15 protein-coding genes and 1 pseudogene are annotated in these 16,673 nt (G+C 59.4%); 8 read left to right on the forward strand and 8 right to left on the reverse strand.

What is annotated here, in order from left to right; translation table 11 throughout:
* Positions 1-262 precede the first annotated feature (262 nt).
* Together ACZ0AJ_RS15640 and ACZ0AJ_RS15645 are read left to right on the forward strand one after the other, a co-directional pair.
* Positions 263-2,116: a glycoside hydrolase family 13 protein gene (locus ACZ0AJ_RS15640; protein ID WP_499455373.1), complete on the forward strand. Its 1,854-nt coding sequence runs from the start codon at positions 263-265 to the stop codon at positions 2,114-2,116.
* Positions 2,113-5,019 (forward strand): alpha-L-rhamnosidase-related protein, encoded by a 2,907-nt coding sequence (locus tag ACZ0AJ_RS15645; RefSeq protein ID WP_499455552.1) that lies wholly within the window; start codon positions 2,113-2,115, stop codon positions 5,017-5,019. The genes ACZ0AJ_RS15640 and ACZ0AJ_RS15645 overlap by 4 nt, the downstream gene beginning before the upstream one ends.
* Before the next feature lie 6 nt (positions 5,020-5,025).
* Here the strand turns inward: ACZ0AJ_RS15645 and ACZ0AJ_RS15650 are convergent, their stop codons facing one another.
* Complete coding sequence (locus tag ACZ0AJ_RS15650) at positions 5,026-6,000, reverse strand: diacylglycerol/lipid kinase family protein (protein WP_499455376.1); 975 nt, start codon at positions 5,998-6,000, stop codon at positions 5,026-5,028.
* Positions 6,001-6,246: 246 nt separating this feature from the next.
* Between ACZ0AJ_RS15650 and ACZ0AJ_RS15655 the strand changes: the two are divergent.
* From ACZ0AJ_RS15655 to ACZ0AJ_RS15665, 3 genes and pseudogenes are all read left to right on the forward strand, one after another.
* Positions 6,247-7,231, forward strand: a pseudogene (locus ACZ0AJ_RS15655) (DUF1852 domain-containing protein).
* A gap of 26 nt (positions 7,232-7,257) precedes the next feature.
* Complete coding sequence (locus tag ACZ0AJ_RS15660) at positions 7,258-8,286, forward strand: methionine synthase (RefSeq protein WP_499455378.1); 1,029 nt, start codon at positions 7,258-7,260, stop codon at positions 8,284-8,286.
* A 134-nt stretch (positions 8,287-8,420) separates the two neighbouring features.
* Positions 8,421-8,609, forward strand: a complete 189-nt coding sequence (locus ACZ0AJ_RS15665; RefSeq protein WP_499455380.1) for a hypothetical protein — start codon at positions 8,421-8,423, stop codon at positions 8,607-8,609.
* 108 nt (positions 8,610-8,717) lie between these two features.
* Here ACZ0AJ_RS15665 and ACZ0AJ_RS15670 read toward each other — a convergent pair whose 3' ends face one another.
* Positions 8,718-9,464 carry an NADPH-dependent F420 reductase gene (locus tag ACZ0AJ_RS15670; RefSeq protein ID WP_499455555.1) on the reverse strand — a complete coding sequence of 249 codons (747 nt, stop codon included), beginning with the start codon at positions 9,462-9,464 and terminating at the stop codon, positions 8,718-8,720.
* A gap of 101 nt (positions 9,465-9,565) precedes the next feature.
* Between ACZ0AJ_RS15670 and ACZ0AJ_RS15675 the strand changes: the two genes are divergently transcribed.
* Both ACZ0AJ_RS15675 and ACZ0AJ_RS15680 read left to right on the forward strand, forming a co-directional pair.
* Positions 9,566-9,940 (forward strand): winged helix-turn-helix transcriptional regulator, encoded by a 375-nt coding sequence (locus ACZ0AJ_RS15675; protein WP_499455384.1) that lies wholly within the window; start codon positions 9,566-9,568, stop codon positions 9,938-9,940.
* A gap of 62 nt (positions 9,941-10,002) precedes the next feature.
* Positions 10,003-10,554 carry an RNA 2'-phosphotransferase gene (locus ACZ0AJ_RS15680; RefSeq protein ID WP_499455386.1) on the forward strand — a complete coding sequence of 184 codons (552 nt, stop codon included), beginning with the start codon at positions 10,003-10,005 and terminating at the stop codon, positions 10,552-10,554.
* Between the two features lie 276 nt (positions 10,555-10,830).
* Here the strand turns inward: ACZ0AJ_RS15680 and ACZ0AJ_RS15685 are convergent, their stop codons facing one another.
* The 6 genes from ACZ0AJ_RS15685 to ACZ0AJ_RS15710 form a co-directional block, all read right to left on the reverse strand.
* On the reverse strand, positions 10,831-11,430 hold the full coding sequence (locus ACZ0AJ_RS15685) for a hypothetical protein (RefSeq protein ID WP_499455387.1): 600 nt from the start codon (positions 11,428-11,430) through the stop codon (positions 10,831-10,833).
* A gap of 154 nt (positions 11,431-11,584) precedes the next feature.
* Positions 11,585-12,148, reverse strand: coding sequence for an ankyrin repeat domain-containing protein (locus tag ACZ0AJ_RS15690; RefSeq protein WP_499455388.1), 564 nt, complete (start codon positions 12,146-12,148; stop codon positions 11,585-11,587).
* A gap of 25 nt (positions 12,149-12,173) precedes the next feature.
* The gene (locus tag ACZ0AJ_RS15695) at positions 12,174-12,425 is read right to left on the reverse strand and encodes a hypothetical protein (RefSeq protein ID WP_499455389.1); all 252 of its coding nucleotides are present in this window, start codon (positions 12,423-12,425) and stop codon (positions 12,174-12,176) included.
* Between the two features lie 332 nt (positions 12,426-12,757).
* On the reverse strand, positions 12,758-13,138 hold the full coding sequence (locus tag ACZ0AJ_RS15700) for a lysozyme inhibitor LprI family protein (RefSeq protein ID WP_499455390.1): 381 nt from the start codon (positions 13,136-13,138) through the stop codon (positions 12,758-12,760).
* Between the two features lie 608 nt (positions 13,139-13,746).
* Positions 13,747-14,286: a GNAT family N-acetyltransferase gene (locus ACZ0AJ_RS15705; RefSeq protein ID WP_258835497.1), complete on the reverse strand. Its 540-nt coding sequence runs from the start codon at positions 14,284-14,286 to the stop codon at positions 13,747-13,749.
* A gap of 82 nt (positions 14,287-14,368) precedes the next feature.
* Complete coding sequence (locus ACZ0AJ_RS15710) at positions 14,369-15,646, reverse strand: amidohydrolase family protein (RefSeq protein ID WP_499455392.1); 1,278 nt, start codon at positions 15,644-15,646, stop codon at positions 14,369-14,371.
* 174 nt (positions 15,647-15,820) lie between these two features.
* On the opposite strand from ACZ0AJ_RS15710, the gene ACZ0AJ_RS15715 reads away from it, so the two are divergent.
* Positions 15,821-16,633, forward strand: coding sequence for a phasin family protein (locus ACZ0AJ_RS15715; protein WP_499455394.1), 813 nt, complete (start codon positions 15,821-15,823; stop codon positions 16,631-16,633).
* The last annotated feature ends 40 nt before the right edge of the window (positions 16,634-16,673 follow it).

Genomic DNA, 16,673 nt, shown 5'->3' on the forward strand with positions numbered 1-16,673 from the left:
TACTTGGGCTACACATTTGCGGGGTTTTCAGCGCCTTAAAAGACTTTCGCACCGAATCTGAAGGCAATCTGAAGGTTGGCCTGTCTTGAGCCTATGTAGTCGGGGTGAAATCGCATCCGCCCCACATGATTGTTGGACAGCAGGGTTTATAGTAACCTTCCATCAACACAACAATTACCGGCCCCGCGTTCCAGCGTCGACATGCAGACCCTGTAGTCCAACTACGTCAGCAGTATCGCGACTGGCACCAGCCCCAGAACCCATGAGACAACTCCTCGCCACCATCGTGCTCGGCAGCGCTTCGCTTGCCGCCTTCGCCCAGGCCCCGGCCATCGACCGCATGGAGCCGCCGTTCTGGTGGGCTGGCATGCACGACAACAAGGTTCAGCTGATGGTCCATGGCGAGGCGATTGGCGATCTGACGCCGACGCTGACCTACCCTGGCGCGCGCATCGCGTCCGTCACGCGCACACCGAACCGAAACTACCTGTTCATCGACCTCGTGCTCGACGCGAAGGTGGCGCCCGGCACGTTCGACATCACGTTCAGCGGCGCCGGCCGCACGACCACGCATGCCTACCGCCTGCTGGCGCGCGATCCGGGTTCCGCCACGCGCCAGGGTTTTTCCAGCAAGGACGCGATCTACCAGATCATGCCGGACCGCTTCGCCAATGGCGACCCGTCCAACGACAACGTCGCCGGCATGCTCGACAAGGCTGACCGCAAGGGCGGCCTGGGTCGCCACGGCGGCGACATCCAGGGCGCGATCAACCACCTCGACTACATCGCGGACATGGGCTTCACGCAGCTGTGGCCGACGCCGCTCATCGAAAACAATATGCCGGGCTACTCGTACCACGGCTATGCAGCCACGGACCTGTACAAGATCGACCCGCGCTATGGCAGCAACGAAGACTTCGTGCGCCTGTCGACCGAAGCGAAGAAGCGCGGCATCGGCATCATCCAGGACGTCGTGCTGTCGCATATCGGTTCGCATCACTGGTGGATGAAGGATGTGCCGGCGCCGGACTGGATCAACTACAACGACAAGTTCGTCCCGACCCAGCACTACCACACGGCGGTGCAGGACCCGTACGGCTCGAAGGAAGATGCCGACAACTTCACGCGCGGCTGGTTCGTCAAGAGCATGCCCGACCTGAACCAGTCCAATCCGCTGCTGGCCAACTACATCATCCAGAACAACATCTGGTGGATCGAATACGCGAAGCTCTCGGGCCTGCGCATCGACACGTTCGGTTATTCGGACAGCGCGTTTTTGTCGGAGTACACGCGCCGCATCATGGCCGAATACCCGAACCTGAACCTGGTCGGCGAAGAGTGGAGCATCAAGGTGCCGGTCGTGGCGCGCTGGCAGCGCGGCAAGGACAACTTCGACGGCTACCGCGCCTACATGCCGAGCATGATGGACTTCCCGGTGGCCGAGGCGATGCGCAACGCGCTGGCGGACAAGAAAGGCGGCAACGTGTTCTCGGACGTGTACGAGACGCTGTCGCTCGACTACCTGTATCCGGAACCGGGCAACCTGGTGCTGTTCGCGGACAACCACGACATGTCGCGCATCTACAGCGTCGCCGGCGAAGACTTCGACAAGTACAAGATGGCGATGGTGTTCATGATGACGGCGCCGCGCATCCCGCAGTTCTACGTGGGCGACGAGCTGCTGTTTACCAGCCCGACGAAAGATCGCGACGATGCCAGCTACCGCATCCCGTTCCCGGGCGGCTGGGCCGGCGACAAGGTCAATGCCTTTACCGGTACGGGCCTGAAGGACAAGCCGCGCGCGGCGCAGGCGTTCGTGCGCAAGCTGGCCAACTGGCGCAAGGGCCAGCCGGTGATCCACAGCGGCCGCATGATGCATTACGGGCCGCAGAACAATACCTACGTCTATTTCCGCTACAACGCGGACAAGAAGGTGCTGGTCGCGTTCAACAACAACGCGAAAGAAATGGCGCTCGATGTCGACCGTTTCCGTGAAATGCTCACGGGCGTGACCAGCGGCGTGGATGTCCTGACCGGCAAGACGTTCGACCTGCGCTCGAAGCTGACCCTGCCCGCTCGTGCTTCGGTGATCCTGGAGCTGGAGGCAGCACGATGATGCGCAGCGCCATCGCACTGGCCGCCCTCCTCGCCTGCGGCGCCGCCCACGCGCAGTTGGATGCCGCCTTGTTCGTGCGCGGCGCGTTCAATGGCTGGGGAACGGCCGATGCGCTGGCGCCCAAGGGCAAGGGCATTTACCAGGCCGACATCGCTGTCGCGCCGGGCAACCACGCCTTCAAACTCGGCAGCAGCGATTGGGCTGCCGAGTGGGTGATCGATCCGGACAAGAGCGTCAATGTGGCGCCCGACACCGCGTACCAGCTCGAACGCTTGTCCGGACCCGAGACGTTCCTGTTCGTGCGCACCTCCGTCACTTACCGCTTCACGCTGGATGCGAGCGATCCGGCCAAACCTGCCCTGAAGGTCACGCGCCTTCCCGATGCCGACCGTGCCAGCGCGCCCGATCCGCATGCGGGCCACGCTGCCGTCGCCACGCAAGCCTGGCCAACGTGGGACGGCAAGACCGAGACGGTGCGCTACTCGACGCCCGATGCGCAGGCGCTGCTCCGCCAGTATGTCCAGTCGAGCACGATGAGCTTGCGCGATCCCGGTCCGCAGCATGTGGCGTATGCCGAGCAGGAAGGCTTGCCGCGCGCCCGCACCGGCAACCTCGCCTTCGACGCGCTGTTCGCGCTGGCCGGCGCCGAGATGCGCCTTAATTCGGTCAGCCAGATCAAGGACGGCAACTACAACGGCGGCAACGCCATCGATTGCGACTGCTTCTCCACCGGAGAAAAGTGGGCGTATGTCTGGACGCGCGACCTGTCGTATGCGGCCGACCTGGGCCTGGCCCTGCTCGACCCGCAGCGTGTGCGCAATTCGCTCGACTTCAAACTCTCGGGCTGGCGCGCCGGCGTCACGCCGGTGGCGCAGATCCCTGCCACGGCGGACGGCCTGCAGATCGTCCAGGACACCGGCAGTGGCGGCAGCTGGCCGGTCAGCACCGACCGCCTGACGTGGGCTTTCGCGGCCGAAGAAACACTGCGCATGCTCCCCGCTGCGGAGCGCGCGGCATTCGCCAGCAAGGCGTTAAAGGCGCTGTCGAACACGCTCGAGATCGACCGCGTGGCGGCATTTGATGCGGCCACGGGCCTGTACACGGGCGAAGAATCGTTCCTCGACTGGCGCGACCAGACCTACGCTGCGTGGATGCCGGGCGACCTGGCGTCGATGGCCAGCTCGAAGGCACTGTCGACCAACGTCGTGATCTTCCAGGCGCTCAAGCTGGCGGCGCAACTGGCGCGCGAACAGCGCGATGCAGCCAGGGCCGCGCGCTACACGCGCTGGGCATTGGCGCTGAAACGCGCGATCAACAAGGAGCTCTGGCTGGCCGAAGAAGGCATGTACAGCAGCCTCACCGCCGGCCATCTGGACGGCGCGCCGCTGCACAAGTTCGACTGGCTCGGCCAGGCGCTGGCGATTGTCAGCGGCGTCGCCGACGACAAACAGACGGCATCGATCCTGGCGCGCTATCCGCATGGTCCGATGGGCGCGCCGGTGATCTGGCCGCAGCAAATTGGCGCGCCGGTGTACCACAACCGCGCCATCTGGCCCTTCGTCACCGCGTACGGCTTGCGCGCTGCGGCGCAGGGCAAGAACGCGGCGGTGGCCGACGCCGCCTACGCAACGCTGATGCGCGGCGCAGCGGTGAACCTGTCGAACATGGAAAACCTCGAGTGGTTGTCGGGCCAGCCGCTGCTGCTCGACGAGAAGACTCCGGCGCTGAGCGGCCCCGTGATCAACTCGCGCCGCCAGTTATGGTCGGTCGGCGGGTATCTGGGCATGGTGATCGACAATGTGTTCGGCGTGACCGTGCAGGACGACGGCATCGCGCTGCGCCCGTTCGTGACGGCCAGGCTGCGGCGAGAAACCTTTGGCGCGACCAACGAGATTGCGCTGCACGACCTGCGCCTGCACGGCAAGCGCATCGACGTGGTGCTGCGCCTGCCACCAGCGGCCGAAGGCGACGGCTATCACCGGGTCGAACGCATTCTGTTGAACGGCAAGCAGGTCAAGGACACGCTGCGCACGGGTGATTTGCAGGCCGAGAATCGCATCGAGATCGTGCTGGGCAAACTCGTCGCCGGTGCGCAGGGCATCCGCCGCGTGCAGGCCAATCCGTATGAAGAATCGTCCGTCACGTTCGGGCCACGCGAACCGGTGATCGAGGCGCTGACGCGTGCATCGTCCGACGCCGTAGAATTGACGATTGGCGCGAACCGGAATGCGGCGGGTGTGACCTACCGCGTCTACCGCGACGGCAAACTGGTGGCCGACAAGCTGCCGGCCGGCGCCTGGACCGACGACAAGGCCGGTGTGGCGTCGTGCTACGCAGTGGAAGCGCGCTTTGCCGACAGCGGCAATGTCAGTCACCACAGCCAGCCGCGCTGCATCGACGGGGTTGCTGGCACAGGCGTCGACATCGGCGTCACCGACCCGCGCGTGACGTCGAACCTGACGCCCACGGCGCCGGATGCGCGCTTTTCACTACCCGCAATCCGCGACTGGGGCCGGCCGCAAGACCGCTTTGCCGTGGACGGGATGCGCGTCGAAAGCGCAGGCGACTACCGGTTTCAGGTGCGCTATCACAATGGTGCGAACCAGGTGAATCTGGGGATCAGCGGCGGCGTAAAGTGGCTGACATTGAAGAATGGCGCTGGCAAGGTTGTGGCCCAGGGCGTGATTCAGTTGCCGCATGCGCCGCTGTTCAAGGGCGCGACGCCCACCGTGTATTCGACGCCGCTGGCCGCGCGCCTGCAGGCCGGCAGCTACCGCCTCGAGATGACGGACTTCTACAATATGAGCTACCTGGAAAGCAACCGCACCTTCACGGGTGCCGGTGGCGCCGAACCGGCGAACCGGTTCGACATCCATGGCGTGCGCTTGCTGCGGGTGAAATAGGCCGGTTCAGGCAGCGGCGTCCGTTGTGGCGGCGGCTGCCTGTGGCGGCGCCAGCAGCAGCTTGAGGCGCCCTTCCAGCACCCGGAACTCGAACGGCGTCGCCATTTTGCTGACTTCGCCATCGACGGCGACCTTCAAGCGCTTGCGCCCGTACAGCGACGGCGTGCGCACGGTCATGCGCTTGAACGAGAACGCCACGACGTCGTCGGCGTTGCCCAGCTTGCCAAGCGCGCCGCGCACAAGCAGGCCCAGCAGACCCAACTTGCCCATCGGCTTGGGCGCCAGCGCCGCCAGCTGGCCATCCTCGACCGCATCGGTCAACTGCTCCATGCCGACCTGCTCCATCTGCAGGCGATTGTTCCCAACGAACAGCGTCGTCGTGCGCAAGCGTTGCTCCTTGCCATCCAGCTCAAGCCGGATCTGCAGGTGGCGATGCGCCCGCAGCGCCATCTTGATGGCCGACAGAAACGCGACCACACGGCTGCGTCCGAACTCGCGCTTGTCGTGCTCGCGCTCTTCGAGCAGTGCCGGGTACAGGCCAACACTCGCATTGACCAGGAAGATCTTGTCGTTGAGCATGCCTACCTGCACCGGCTTGATCTTGCCGCGCAGCAGCGCGTGAACAGCCTCGGCCAGGTCTTCCGGAATCCCGTGGGTGCGCCCGAAATAGTTGAAGGTGCCCTGCGGCAGCACGCCAAACGCGCATCCGGCCAGCACCGCCTGGTGCGCGACCGTGTTGATGGTGCCATCGCCGCCAGCGGCCACCAGCACGCCGCCACTGGCGACGGCCTTGGCCGCCATGTCCTTGGCGATCTGTTCGATGCGCTCAGGCTCGTCCACCACTTCCAGATGGCACACGCGGCCACCGGCGTCCATGACCTCGTTGATCGTGGAGATGCGCATCTCGGTTTCGGAATGACCCGACCCCGCGTTCAGAACAATGAAGAAAGGAGCGTCAGGTAGCAACTCGGTGGCTGGCATCGCAGGGTCGATTCGGTAAGAGTGGTTGATCGAGAATGCAGCCATCGTATCACCGGCATTGACGCCGCTGGGTGCGTTACACAACGCTCGCGTGCAGGGGCCAGGACCGTGAGCGCAGGTTAGGAACCATGAGCAAATTTCATCGTTGGATGAGATAACATCACTTTTATTCAATCGACTGGCTGGTCATAATCGACGGACCGGGCACACACAGGTGTGCTCTCAATCCCGGAGCAGCTGGCTATGATGAATGAAGATTTTACGTTTGCGATCAAGACCGTTCGGTTCGATGAACATTACCGCCCGGCCGACGGCACGCGGATCACGACCAATTTCGCGAACCTGGCCCGGGGAGAACATCGGCAGGACAATCTGCGCAAGGCCTTGAACATGATGGACGCGCGTTTCAATGCGCTGGCCCAGGCGGACAATCCCAGGGGCGATCGTTATGCCCTCGAACTCGATATCGTGTCGGTCGAGATGGCACTGTCGGCCGAAGGCGGTGGTGATGCGTTTCCGCTGATCGAAATCCTGAAAACCACGATCGTCGATCGCGAGACCAACCAGCGCATCGAAGGCATCGCGGGGAATAATTTTTCGTCGTACGTGCGCGATTATGATTTCAGCGTCCTGCTGTCGGATCACAACAAGGATCGACAGGAATTTGGCGTCCCGGATAACTTCGGCGACCTGCACGGAAAGCTCTTCCAGTGCTTCATTGCGTCGGCCGCCTACAAGCAACATTTCGGCAAGCCGCCGGTGATCTGCCTGAGTATTTCAACCAACAAGACGTACCACCGCGCCGACCATCAACATCCTGTACTGGGCGTCGAATACGTCCAGGATGAACCTTCCCTGACCGACCAATACTTCAGCAAGATGGGATTGAAGGTGCGCTACTTCATGCCGCCCAATAGCGTTGCGCCACTGGCCTTCTATTTCGTCGGCGATCTGCTGGGCGACTACACCGATCTGGAACTGACAGGCACGGTCAGCACGATGGAGGCGTTTCAGAAGATTCTACCGGCCCGAAATCTATAACGCCAATGCTTCGGCGGCTAAACACTTTCAGCCAAAATTGAAACACCAGGATTATTCACTGACGCAGATCGTGTACGACCGGGAAGAGCGCAGCCAGCTCGCCGTCAAGCAGGGGAAATTTGCTGAAGAACATTTCATCAAGCCATACCAGCCAATCCTCGAGCGCTGGGCAGCCAGCTACACCTTCTAAAGACCAAACACGCAAAGCGATCTGACATGAAAAAATTATTGCCCACTTCAACCGCCGGTAGCCTGCCGAAACCCGCCTGGCTCGCAGAACCAGAGACCCTTTGGTCGCCCTGGAAATTACAGAACGAGGAACTGGTTGAGGGCAAACAGGATGCATTGCGCCTGTCACTCGAAGACCAGCAACAGACAGGCATCGATATCGTCAGCGATGGCGAGCAGACGCGCCAGCATTTCGTCACGACCTTCATTGAACACCTGAGCGGTGTCGATTTCGAGAAGCGCGAGACGGTCAGGATCCGCAATCGTTACGATGCCAGCGTACCGACCGTGGTTGGCGCCGTCAGCCGTCCGAAGCCGGTATTCGTCGACGATGCCAAATTCTTGCGCCAGCAAACGGACAAGCCGATCAAATGGGCCCTGCCCGGTCCGATGACCATGATCGACACGCTCTACGACAGCCACTACAAAAGCCGTGAAAAGCTGGCCTGGGAATTCGCAAAAATCCTGAACCAGGAAGCGCGCGAGCTGGAAGCCGCCGGTGTCGACATCATCCAGTTCGACGAACCGGCGTTCAATGTGTTTTTCGATGAAGTGAACGATTGGGGCATCGCCACGCTGGAACGGGCAATCGAAGGCCTAAAATGCGAAACGGCAGTTCACATTTGCTACGGCTACGGCATCAAAGCCAATACGGACTGGAAAAAGACGCTGGGATCGGAGTGGCGCCAGTACGAATCCATCTTCCCGCAGCTGCAAAAATCGAACATCGATATCGTCTCGCTGGAATGCCACAACTCGCATGTCCCAATGGATCTGCTGGAACTCATTCGCGGCAAAAAAGTGATGGTCGGTGCGATTGACGTGGCGAGCAATATCATTGAAACGCCGGAAGAAGTTGCCAATACCTTGCGCAAGGCGCTGAAGTTCGTTGACGCCGACAAGCTGTGCCCTTGCACCAATTGCGGAATGGCGCCGTTGTCGCGGCACGTCGCAAAAGCCAAGCTTGCTGCGCTGAACGCAGGCGCAGAGATCATTCGGCGGGAACTGTCAGCCTGATCCAGATGACGTTGCAGGGCCATGCAGGCCGAGTGTAGACAGTGCATTCCTACACTCGCGCCAGCTTCGGGACTATTCTTGCGCTGAAGGTAACTGCCTATCATGAGGCTATATTTCATGAGGAGGAGATCAGCATGGCACTGCAAAATGAAAACAATGACGTCAACGCACATCGTGATCAGCAGCGTATGGGTGACGGCACAGGCAACGACGACATCGCAGGCGAGCCGGCCGCAACTGAAGACGACCAGCAGGCAGCGATGCCACCAAGTGAGACTGACGACGACCAGTACGACCAGGGGACTGTGAAGCGCGAAAGCTGAGCGTCGTCATTCAGGGGTATCCATGACAGAGATGCCCGTTTATCAGCAAAGTTCTCCCACCTGTTGAACTGAAGAACGTCTGCGCCACGCGCGGCGCAGACTGCACGTTTACATATTGATGGCGCGGACCAGTCGCACGCCCCAATCCTCATCAGGATTGGTGGTGCCGTCGCCAAGTCGCTCCTGCATCACTGCAACGCCGAGGTCCCGTCGCTTGGGTAAACGCTCGCGTTGTGCGGCATCCAGAGCAGCGCTGATCTCGGAAAACGACAGATCGGTGCAATACACGGGCGCGCCCGGTTGCTGGCGCCACGAGTCCACCAGCGAGCCGGCGTCGAAGGCGTCCAGACCAGTATCGTTAACCAGCGACATGGCGATCTTGCGATCGTGATCACGATCTGCAGCGACCGGAATAGCAATGCGGTCGGATGCGCCTTCCGGCTTTGCCTTGTTGGCCAGAGAGGCTGAACCGATTGCATTCCATGCTTTTGCAATCGGGCGGCCAAGTTGCCCGGTAACCCACACACTCTCCACCTGCCCTTCCTCGATGGCGCCGATCTTATCGTCGCGGAAAGGATAATAGTTGGAGGTGTCGATCACCACCGTGTCATCCGGCAGATCCGCGACCAGCGATGCGATACCAGGGATACGGTTAAGGGGGATGGATAAAATGACGGCATCCACCTCCTTCAACGCGTCTTCGGTCGTCACAGCGCGTGCCCCAGACGCGAGAAGTTCCTTGTCAATCGTTTCAGGGCCGCGCGAATTGGCGACCTTCACGTCATGCCCAGCCTGGCTCAAGCGGACGAGCAGTGTTTTGCCGATGTTTCCTGTTCCCAAAATGCCGATTTTCATAGTGCTTCCTTTTGACGTTGTCTGTGCTGTCATAATATGGACCAACTTCTTTAACGACAAGAACCCACCAAAAAGTGGGATACACACCAAAAGGTAAGTGCATGACGACTCGTGACTGGAAATGTGACGATCCAAAACAGCAGCTCGTGTGGGCCGCCGCGACAGGTGAGGCGCTGCGCGTGCTTGAGGGGAAATGGAAGATCGTAATCATCTTCCAGCTGTTTGCAGCGAGACAGCCGCTTCGATTCTCGGAGCTGGAGCGCCGTGTGGAAGGCGTCAATCAAAAAATGTTGATCCAGCAGCTTAAAGAACTGGAAAAAGATGAAATCGTGATACGGAAGATTTATCCGCAGGTGCCACCGAAAGTGGAATATGCATTAAGCGAGATAGGACTGGCGCTCGGCCCATCGATCGAATGCCTGATCGACTGGACATTCATGCGTCGAGAAATTCTTCATACCGACTCGATAGCGTGAACGGACAATACAAGTGATCCCTGCGACCATGTTCGAGGGACTATTTTTGAGACGGACAGAATATGAGCAAACAGCACTCCGAGATCAGCAAATTTTTGAGCTTCGTATTACGGCACCAGCCAGACGCAATCGGCATCACGCTTGACCGAGAAGGGTGGACCGACATTGGCGCGTTGATCGACGCCGCCGCCAATGATAGCAAACACCTTGACCGTGACATGATTCAAGCCGTAGTGGCAAGCAGCGACAAGAAACGGTTCGCAATTTCTGATGATGGTATGCGTATCCGCGCCGTGCAGGGACACTCCACTGAGACCGTCGACATTAACTATGTCGCGCGGTTGCCCCCGGAATTTCTTTACCATGGCACCGCCACGCGTTTTATGGAGTCGATCCAAAAAGACGGACTGTTACCCGGCTCCCGGCAATACGTCCATCTATCGCAAGACGAAGAAACCGCGCGCGCAGTTGGCCAGAGACATGGCAAACCGATGGTACTGGAGCTCAAAGCCCTGCTTATGCATGAACAAGGCTTCAAATTTTTCCAGGCAGAAAATGGTGTTTGGCTTTCGCCACACGTGCCAATAATATTTATAACTGAAAAGACGTATTAACCAAGAAGCCACTTGAATTTTCAGAGAATCTCGAAACTTAATCGAAACCAGCGCGAACAGGGTCATACGAGAGATCATGATATTCACGATACTTCGGAACGTCTGCTCTCGGCCCTGCATTAAACCACGTTAGCATGCAGCCTTGAAAAATACGCGAGTGTACCCGTAAATCTGTGGTGCGGAAAACAGATACTTGTTTCTAGTCGTCCGGACGGTAGCTCCTGGTCTGTACCTTGCCGCGATTGATCTTACGAACGATGTGGTCGGCGAGAGTTCTCATCTGGTTGTGCGATAGTCGCTACGGCGGACGTCGCAACTTGGTTCGTTGCTTGTTTTATACGAACCCCGGTCCTTGAAGTAAAGCTGGTAGTATTTTCCCTCCAGTTGTACAAAGTGAAAGTCGCAGTGCGCTTCGATGGTGACGCCTTGATACTTGAAAGACTCAAGCTGGGCGCGCCATGATTCAAAGGGTGGCTTGATGAGATCCGAACGCAGTTCATCCACAAATGCCTTTTTCGGGTCGACTTTGACATCTCCTATTGGCTCACCCACCAGCATGCTAATCAAGTACAGTTCATTAGCCGCATGCCGCGATAAATAATAGTTAATCGTGCTATCCACACCCTGTCTAGTAAGAGGGCTGGCCATGTCTAGTTCGTGGATCTCGTCGCCAATTTTTACCCGCGTCAGCTTGGCCTTAATTGGCAAACCGTATGGCCGTTCGGCATCGCGGTATTCAAAGCCATACTTCACGAAAGCGGCATTCATCTCTCGCGTAGTTGAAGCGCTTGCACTACCGGTGACAGTCAGCGAAGCAAGAGCCAAGGCCATGGCTAACATTGGATAACTGCGCAGTGTTTTAGAGGCTTGAGACATTGTTTCCTAACGCCGGCACCGGCCGGCTGAGAGCACCATTTGGCACTTTATCCTATTTTTTTGTGACCGTCTGTAGGGCATACCGCCTCTAGCCGCACAACTTGCGAACTTCTGGCTTCGACCCAAAGCAGACGTACTACCCACTCAAAACAAGTCAATCGATATGAACAATCCTACAGTCGGGACCAGGTGGCTTAACCCCGCGGTTCTGGAGTTGCCTGATGACCTCTTCAGTACACTGCCCCCATAGCGCGAACTTCATTGCATCCATACCGTCGTCCTTGCGCACATAGCATGCATCGGCGCCTTTCTCTAAAAGCAACAGAGCAACTCCACTTCCACTCTTTTTACCTTTTGAGCACGCATTCATAAGGGGTGTCATCATGTTTTTATCCAGGATGTTTAACTCTGCGCCAGCTTCAATAAGGTACTCCGCAACCTTCTTTGATCCTCCGTCAGCCGCCGCATGAAGTGCCGTGCGCCCCTCAAAAGCATCATGCTCGGTTACCGACGCTCCTTCCTCCACGGCGGCTTTTGCAGCCTTGAGGTTGCCTCTTTCGGATGCTGATATGAGGCGGCTGAGAGGGTTTGCCTGGTACTTGGCTATAACTTTGCGTCGCTCTTTTTTATCGTTCATCAGCAATCTCTTCAAAATTTGTAGAAGGTGGACGACCGCTTCTGGCCGGTTGCCGACGTTAGGTAGAGTCCGCTTATGCACCAAAGAGCAAGTACGGGGATATGTATCAAACCTTTAGTCGCAGACGCACAATCGGAACGTCTTCCTTATGGTGAAGGTCTTCATCCAAGTCTCTCGCTTGTATTACAGCATCCAATTCTTGTTCTGCAGCTTTTAGCCGATCCAGGATCGCGCTCATTGCATCTTGCAATTCTGCGCTCGAATTCTTTAGCCATAAGTCGCGGAGTTGCGCCCGACAGCCAGATAAAGCCGCCATCTCATTCTGAAGATCTATTTGCTGTTTAGTAAATTCGTTCATATTCGTCTCGATGCAATAAAGTTTGTGAGGTCCGCTTATCGCCGAACCCGGCCATTCACGTCAGCTTAGCAGTTTGCCTGGCTTGAAAAAGCACTGACTGTCACGACGGGCCGGTACCGACCCAGCCGTGTGAGGGTCAGGTCTGACATTCAGACACGAGCTCAACAAAAAGTCTATCTGTGACCGGCTTTGTGAAGGCACCAAGGAAGAGTCCGGGTCCGAATGTCAGACCTGACCCTCGCATCGTGAAAAAGCACTGACTGTCACGACAGGCCGCTACCGACCCAAAGCAGATGTAGTCCCGCAACCCGTTTTAGATACTAAGAACGAACCTACTGTAATTCCAAGCTAGTGTACTTGCCATTACTAGTGTTGAACATACTCGCTCGGAGTTCATCTGTTCGCCGGTCGGTGCGGTCGGTGCGGTCGATCATGCAATCCAACGGCTCTGCTGGACTCGCCCATTTGCAATCGGCATCTCGCAGAGAAATCCAGATGCGCTGCGCGTTTTTCAGCTTCTCGCGGTCTTTTTGTTCAAGCTGAGTCATCAGGCTTTTGTAGGCCTTATTCAGCTTGTCATTTGCAGTTGCAAGCTCAGCTGGACGAGTGTCGCCATTTACGGCCCATACGGGGTTGAGGAGCAATTGGCCGCTGACCAAGAGTAAGATTGGCAATCCCTGCCTGAACATAGCTGCTCCGTTAGAGAAACTCATGATTAATCGCGGCCCTCGATGACGCTGACCGCATGGACGTCCGCTTCTGGCCGAAATCAGCCGGTCACTGTCAGGCCAGTACTGACTCAATGCGTACCTCCGACTCATGCTAGCACTGTGGGCCGTGCAGCCTAAGGGACTGTACGTGGATTTGATTGGATTCGGTAAGACAAAACCCGTCCGCAACTGGTTCAAGATTTACGTGCTCTACAACGACCGTAACATTATCGCTAGCCTTGGCACCGGCCACTCTGAAGCCGCTTGGTTCAAGGCCAATAACTTTTACTACAATTTTCCCACGCGGTGACTGCAAGAAAAGTTCGTCGCCCACATGGACTTCGCCGCTGCCAACTTTACCAAAGAACATAACAGATCGTCCTGCGATCAAGAGCGCGTCGACTACAGCAAATTGGAAGGTCATGTCGTCTGAATTGGCGAATTATGTAGCGCTCTTCTGTTTATGAGTGGCAGTATTTAGCGCCTTAGAGATAGTCCGCTTCTGGCCGACCCCAGACGTTAAGATCATCGTAGCATTTTGCCAAGATCGAAATGCTACTGATGACCAGTTTCTACCCGAGAAGCACATGCAACTGCATCAACAGCATCCCTTATCCGCCCGGCGCGTCATCAGCCGTCGGCCAGTGATCGGGATCCTGCAGCAGCTGGTACATCACGTAGGCATCGATATAGCCCAGACGCTTGTGGCGAAACGCCTTGGGCAGCGTGCCGACAATGGAAAACCCGAGCTTCTTCCACAGACCGATGGCCGGCCCATTGGTGCTGACCACATGGTTGAATTGCATCGCCAGATAGCCGCGGCTGCGCGCTTCATTCAAGCTGTGCTGCCCCATCGCGCGGCCCACTCCCGCCCCCTGCGCCGCCGGGTTGACCATGTACGAGGCATTGGCCACGTGGTGGCCGCGACCGACCTGGTTCGGCACCAACCGGTACATGCCCAGCACGCGGCCGCCCGGGCTCACCGCGACAAAACTGCCCACGCCCTCGCCCAGCCAGTAGTGGTAACCGGCTTCGCGGGACGTCGCCGTGCTGAAAACATAGGTTTCACCCGCCTCGATATGGGCACAAAAAATAGCCCAGATCGACTCGAAGTCGGATTCGAGCGCAGGACGGATAACAAGGTCTTTCACAACAATCTACGGGAGTGCCAGGACAGGGCGGTCCGCTATTTTGCCTGAAAAACCACGAATTATCACGCGCTATATTGACAGTTTAGCCACGGCCGAGGCGGAAGTCGGCGCTGCCTGGCCGGCCCTGCAGATGCAGGCGGCTGGCGGCCGCCGGCGCTTCGGCCACGACCTGGCCGCGCCGTAACACGAAGCGGCGCGGGGCGCGCAGGCGGATCGCTTCCACCGTCGAGCCAGCGTCGAGGATCACCAGGTCGGCGTGGCAGCCCAGTGCCAGGCCGTAGCCTTCCAGGCCAAGGATGCGCGCAGGCGTTTCGGTGATGGCGGTAAAGCACGACTGCATCGCTTCGAGTCCCGTCATCTGCGCCACGTGCAGGCCCATGTGCGCCACCTCGAGCATGTCGCCCGAACCCATCCCGTACCACGGGTCGAGCACGCAATCATGGCCGAAGGCGACGTCGACGCCCGCTGCCATCAGCTCGGGCACGCGCGTCATGCCGCGCCGCTTCGGGTAGGTGTCGTTGCGGCCTTGCAGCGTAATGTTGATGAGTGGATTGGCAATCGCTGCCACGCCGCTCTCCGCGATCAGCGGGATCAGCTTGCTCACGTAATAATTGTCCATCGAATGCATCGACGTCAGGTGCGAGCCGGCCACCCTGCCCTGCAGCCCCAGGCGCTGCGTTTCATATGCCAGGGTTTCGATATGGCGCGACATCGGGTCGTCGCTCTCGTCGCAGTGCATGTCCACGCGCAGGCCCCGCTCAGCCGCGAATTCGCACAGCAGGCGGACGGATTCGGCGCCCTGCGCCATCGTGCGCTCGAAGTGAGGAATGCCGCCCACGACATCGACGCCCATGTGGATCGAACGCTTCAGATTCTCGAACGCGTTGGCGCTGCGCAGCAGGCCGTCTTGCGGGAACGCGACCAGTTGCAGGTCGAGATACGGCGCGACGCGGCGCTTGACTTCCAGCAGCGCCTCGACCGCCAGCAGCCGGTCGTCGCAGACGTCCACGTGGGTGCGGATCGCCAGCAGGCCGCGCGCCACCGCCCAGTCGCAATAACGCAACGCGCGCTCGATCAGCGCATCCTGGCTCAGCTGCGGTTTCAGCTCGCCCCACAGCGCGATGCCTTCCAGCAAGGTGCCGCTCTGGTTGACGCGCGGCAGGCCGTAGCTCAGCGTGGCATCCATATGGAAGTGTGCATCGACGAACGGCGGGCTGACCAGGTCGCCTGCGGCGTCGATCTCGCGCACGCCCCGTGCTGCCAGTTGCGGCGCCAGCGCCGCGATGCGGCCGTCCAGAATGCCGATGTCGATGCCGGTGCGGCCATCGGGCAGCGTGGTATTGCGGATCACGAGGTCCATGGTGACTCCATTGAATGGTTGTCCGATTGTAGCAACTGTGGCACAACCGTATGGCAATGCTGCAACGCAATATCATCCGCACCGAATAAGCGACCAACGTTCATTGCACCGGCCAACAATCGTGGGTACACTGACTTTATTGCAGCGCGCCATACTTGATAGATAGGAAACTTCATGACCTCACTCTCCGAGCAGTTGTCCGCAGCACCCAACAATTACCTGACTGCACCGATGAACGCTCAGCTCACGGTGCTCAATGCACTGGTCACCCAGGCAATCGACAGCGCCAGCCGTATCACGGCGCTCAATCTGACCACGTCCCAGGAAGTCCTCGAGCGCTCGGCGCAGACCGCCCGCCAGTTGATCGGCGCACGCGATGCGCGTGACCTCGCCGTGCTGCGCAGCCATGCCGAAGAACAGGTGCACAGTCTGTTCGCGTATAGCCGCGAATTGCTCGGTATCGCTGTCGGCGCCCAGCCATTCCTGCTGCGCAGCGCAACGCCCGCACCTGCACCCGCACCTGCAACAGTAACGGTGCCGATCGCCGAGATGGCGCCGGTCGCCGACATGGCGCAGGCCGTCGTCGATGCCGGCAAAGCCACCGCCGACACCGTGCAGGCAGCAGCCGAGCGCACGATCGATGCGGTTGCAGCGGCGCCAACGCCAGAACCCGTCGCCGTCGCCCCGGCGCCGGTTGCCGAAGCGCCCGAGCCGGAAGTCGACGCAGCGCCACAGGCAGAATCAGCGCCCCAGCCTGCCCCGACCATCGAGACGGTGACCAGCGTGCTGCAGGAACCAGCACCCGATGACGCGGCGCTCGATGTGCTGTCCAGCCCTGCGGCGGCCAAGCCAACGCCGATCGCCCAGGCTGCCGGCAACGGCGCCGTCATGGCGGCAACGCCACCGGCGCCAGCGGCCGCGCCAATCGAGCGGCGCGACCCGGACGCCCCTGCCACGGCGGCCACGCCACGCCGGCGCCGCAAGTAGTAACAGGGCTGGCGCTATCGCCAGAGCGCAGCAAACGACA

The organism is Telluria sp. AC161 (genome assembly GCF_979258535.1).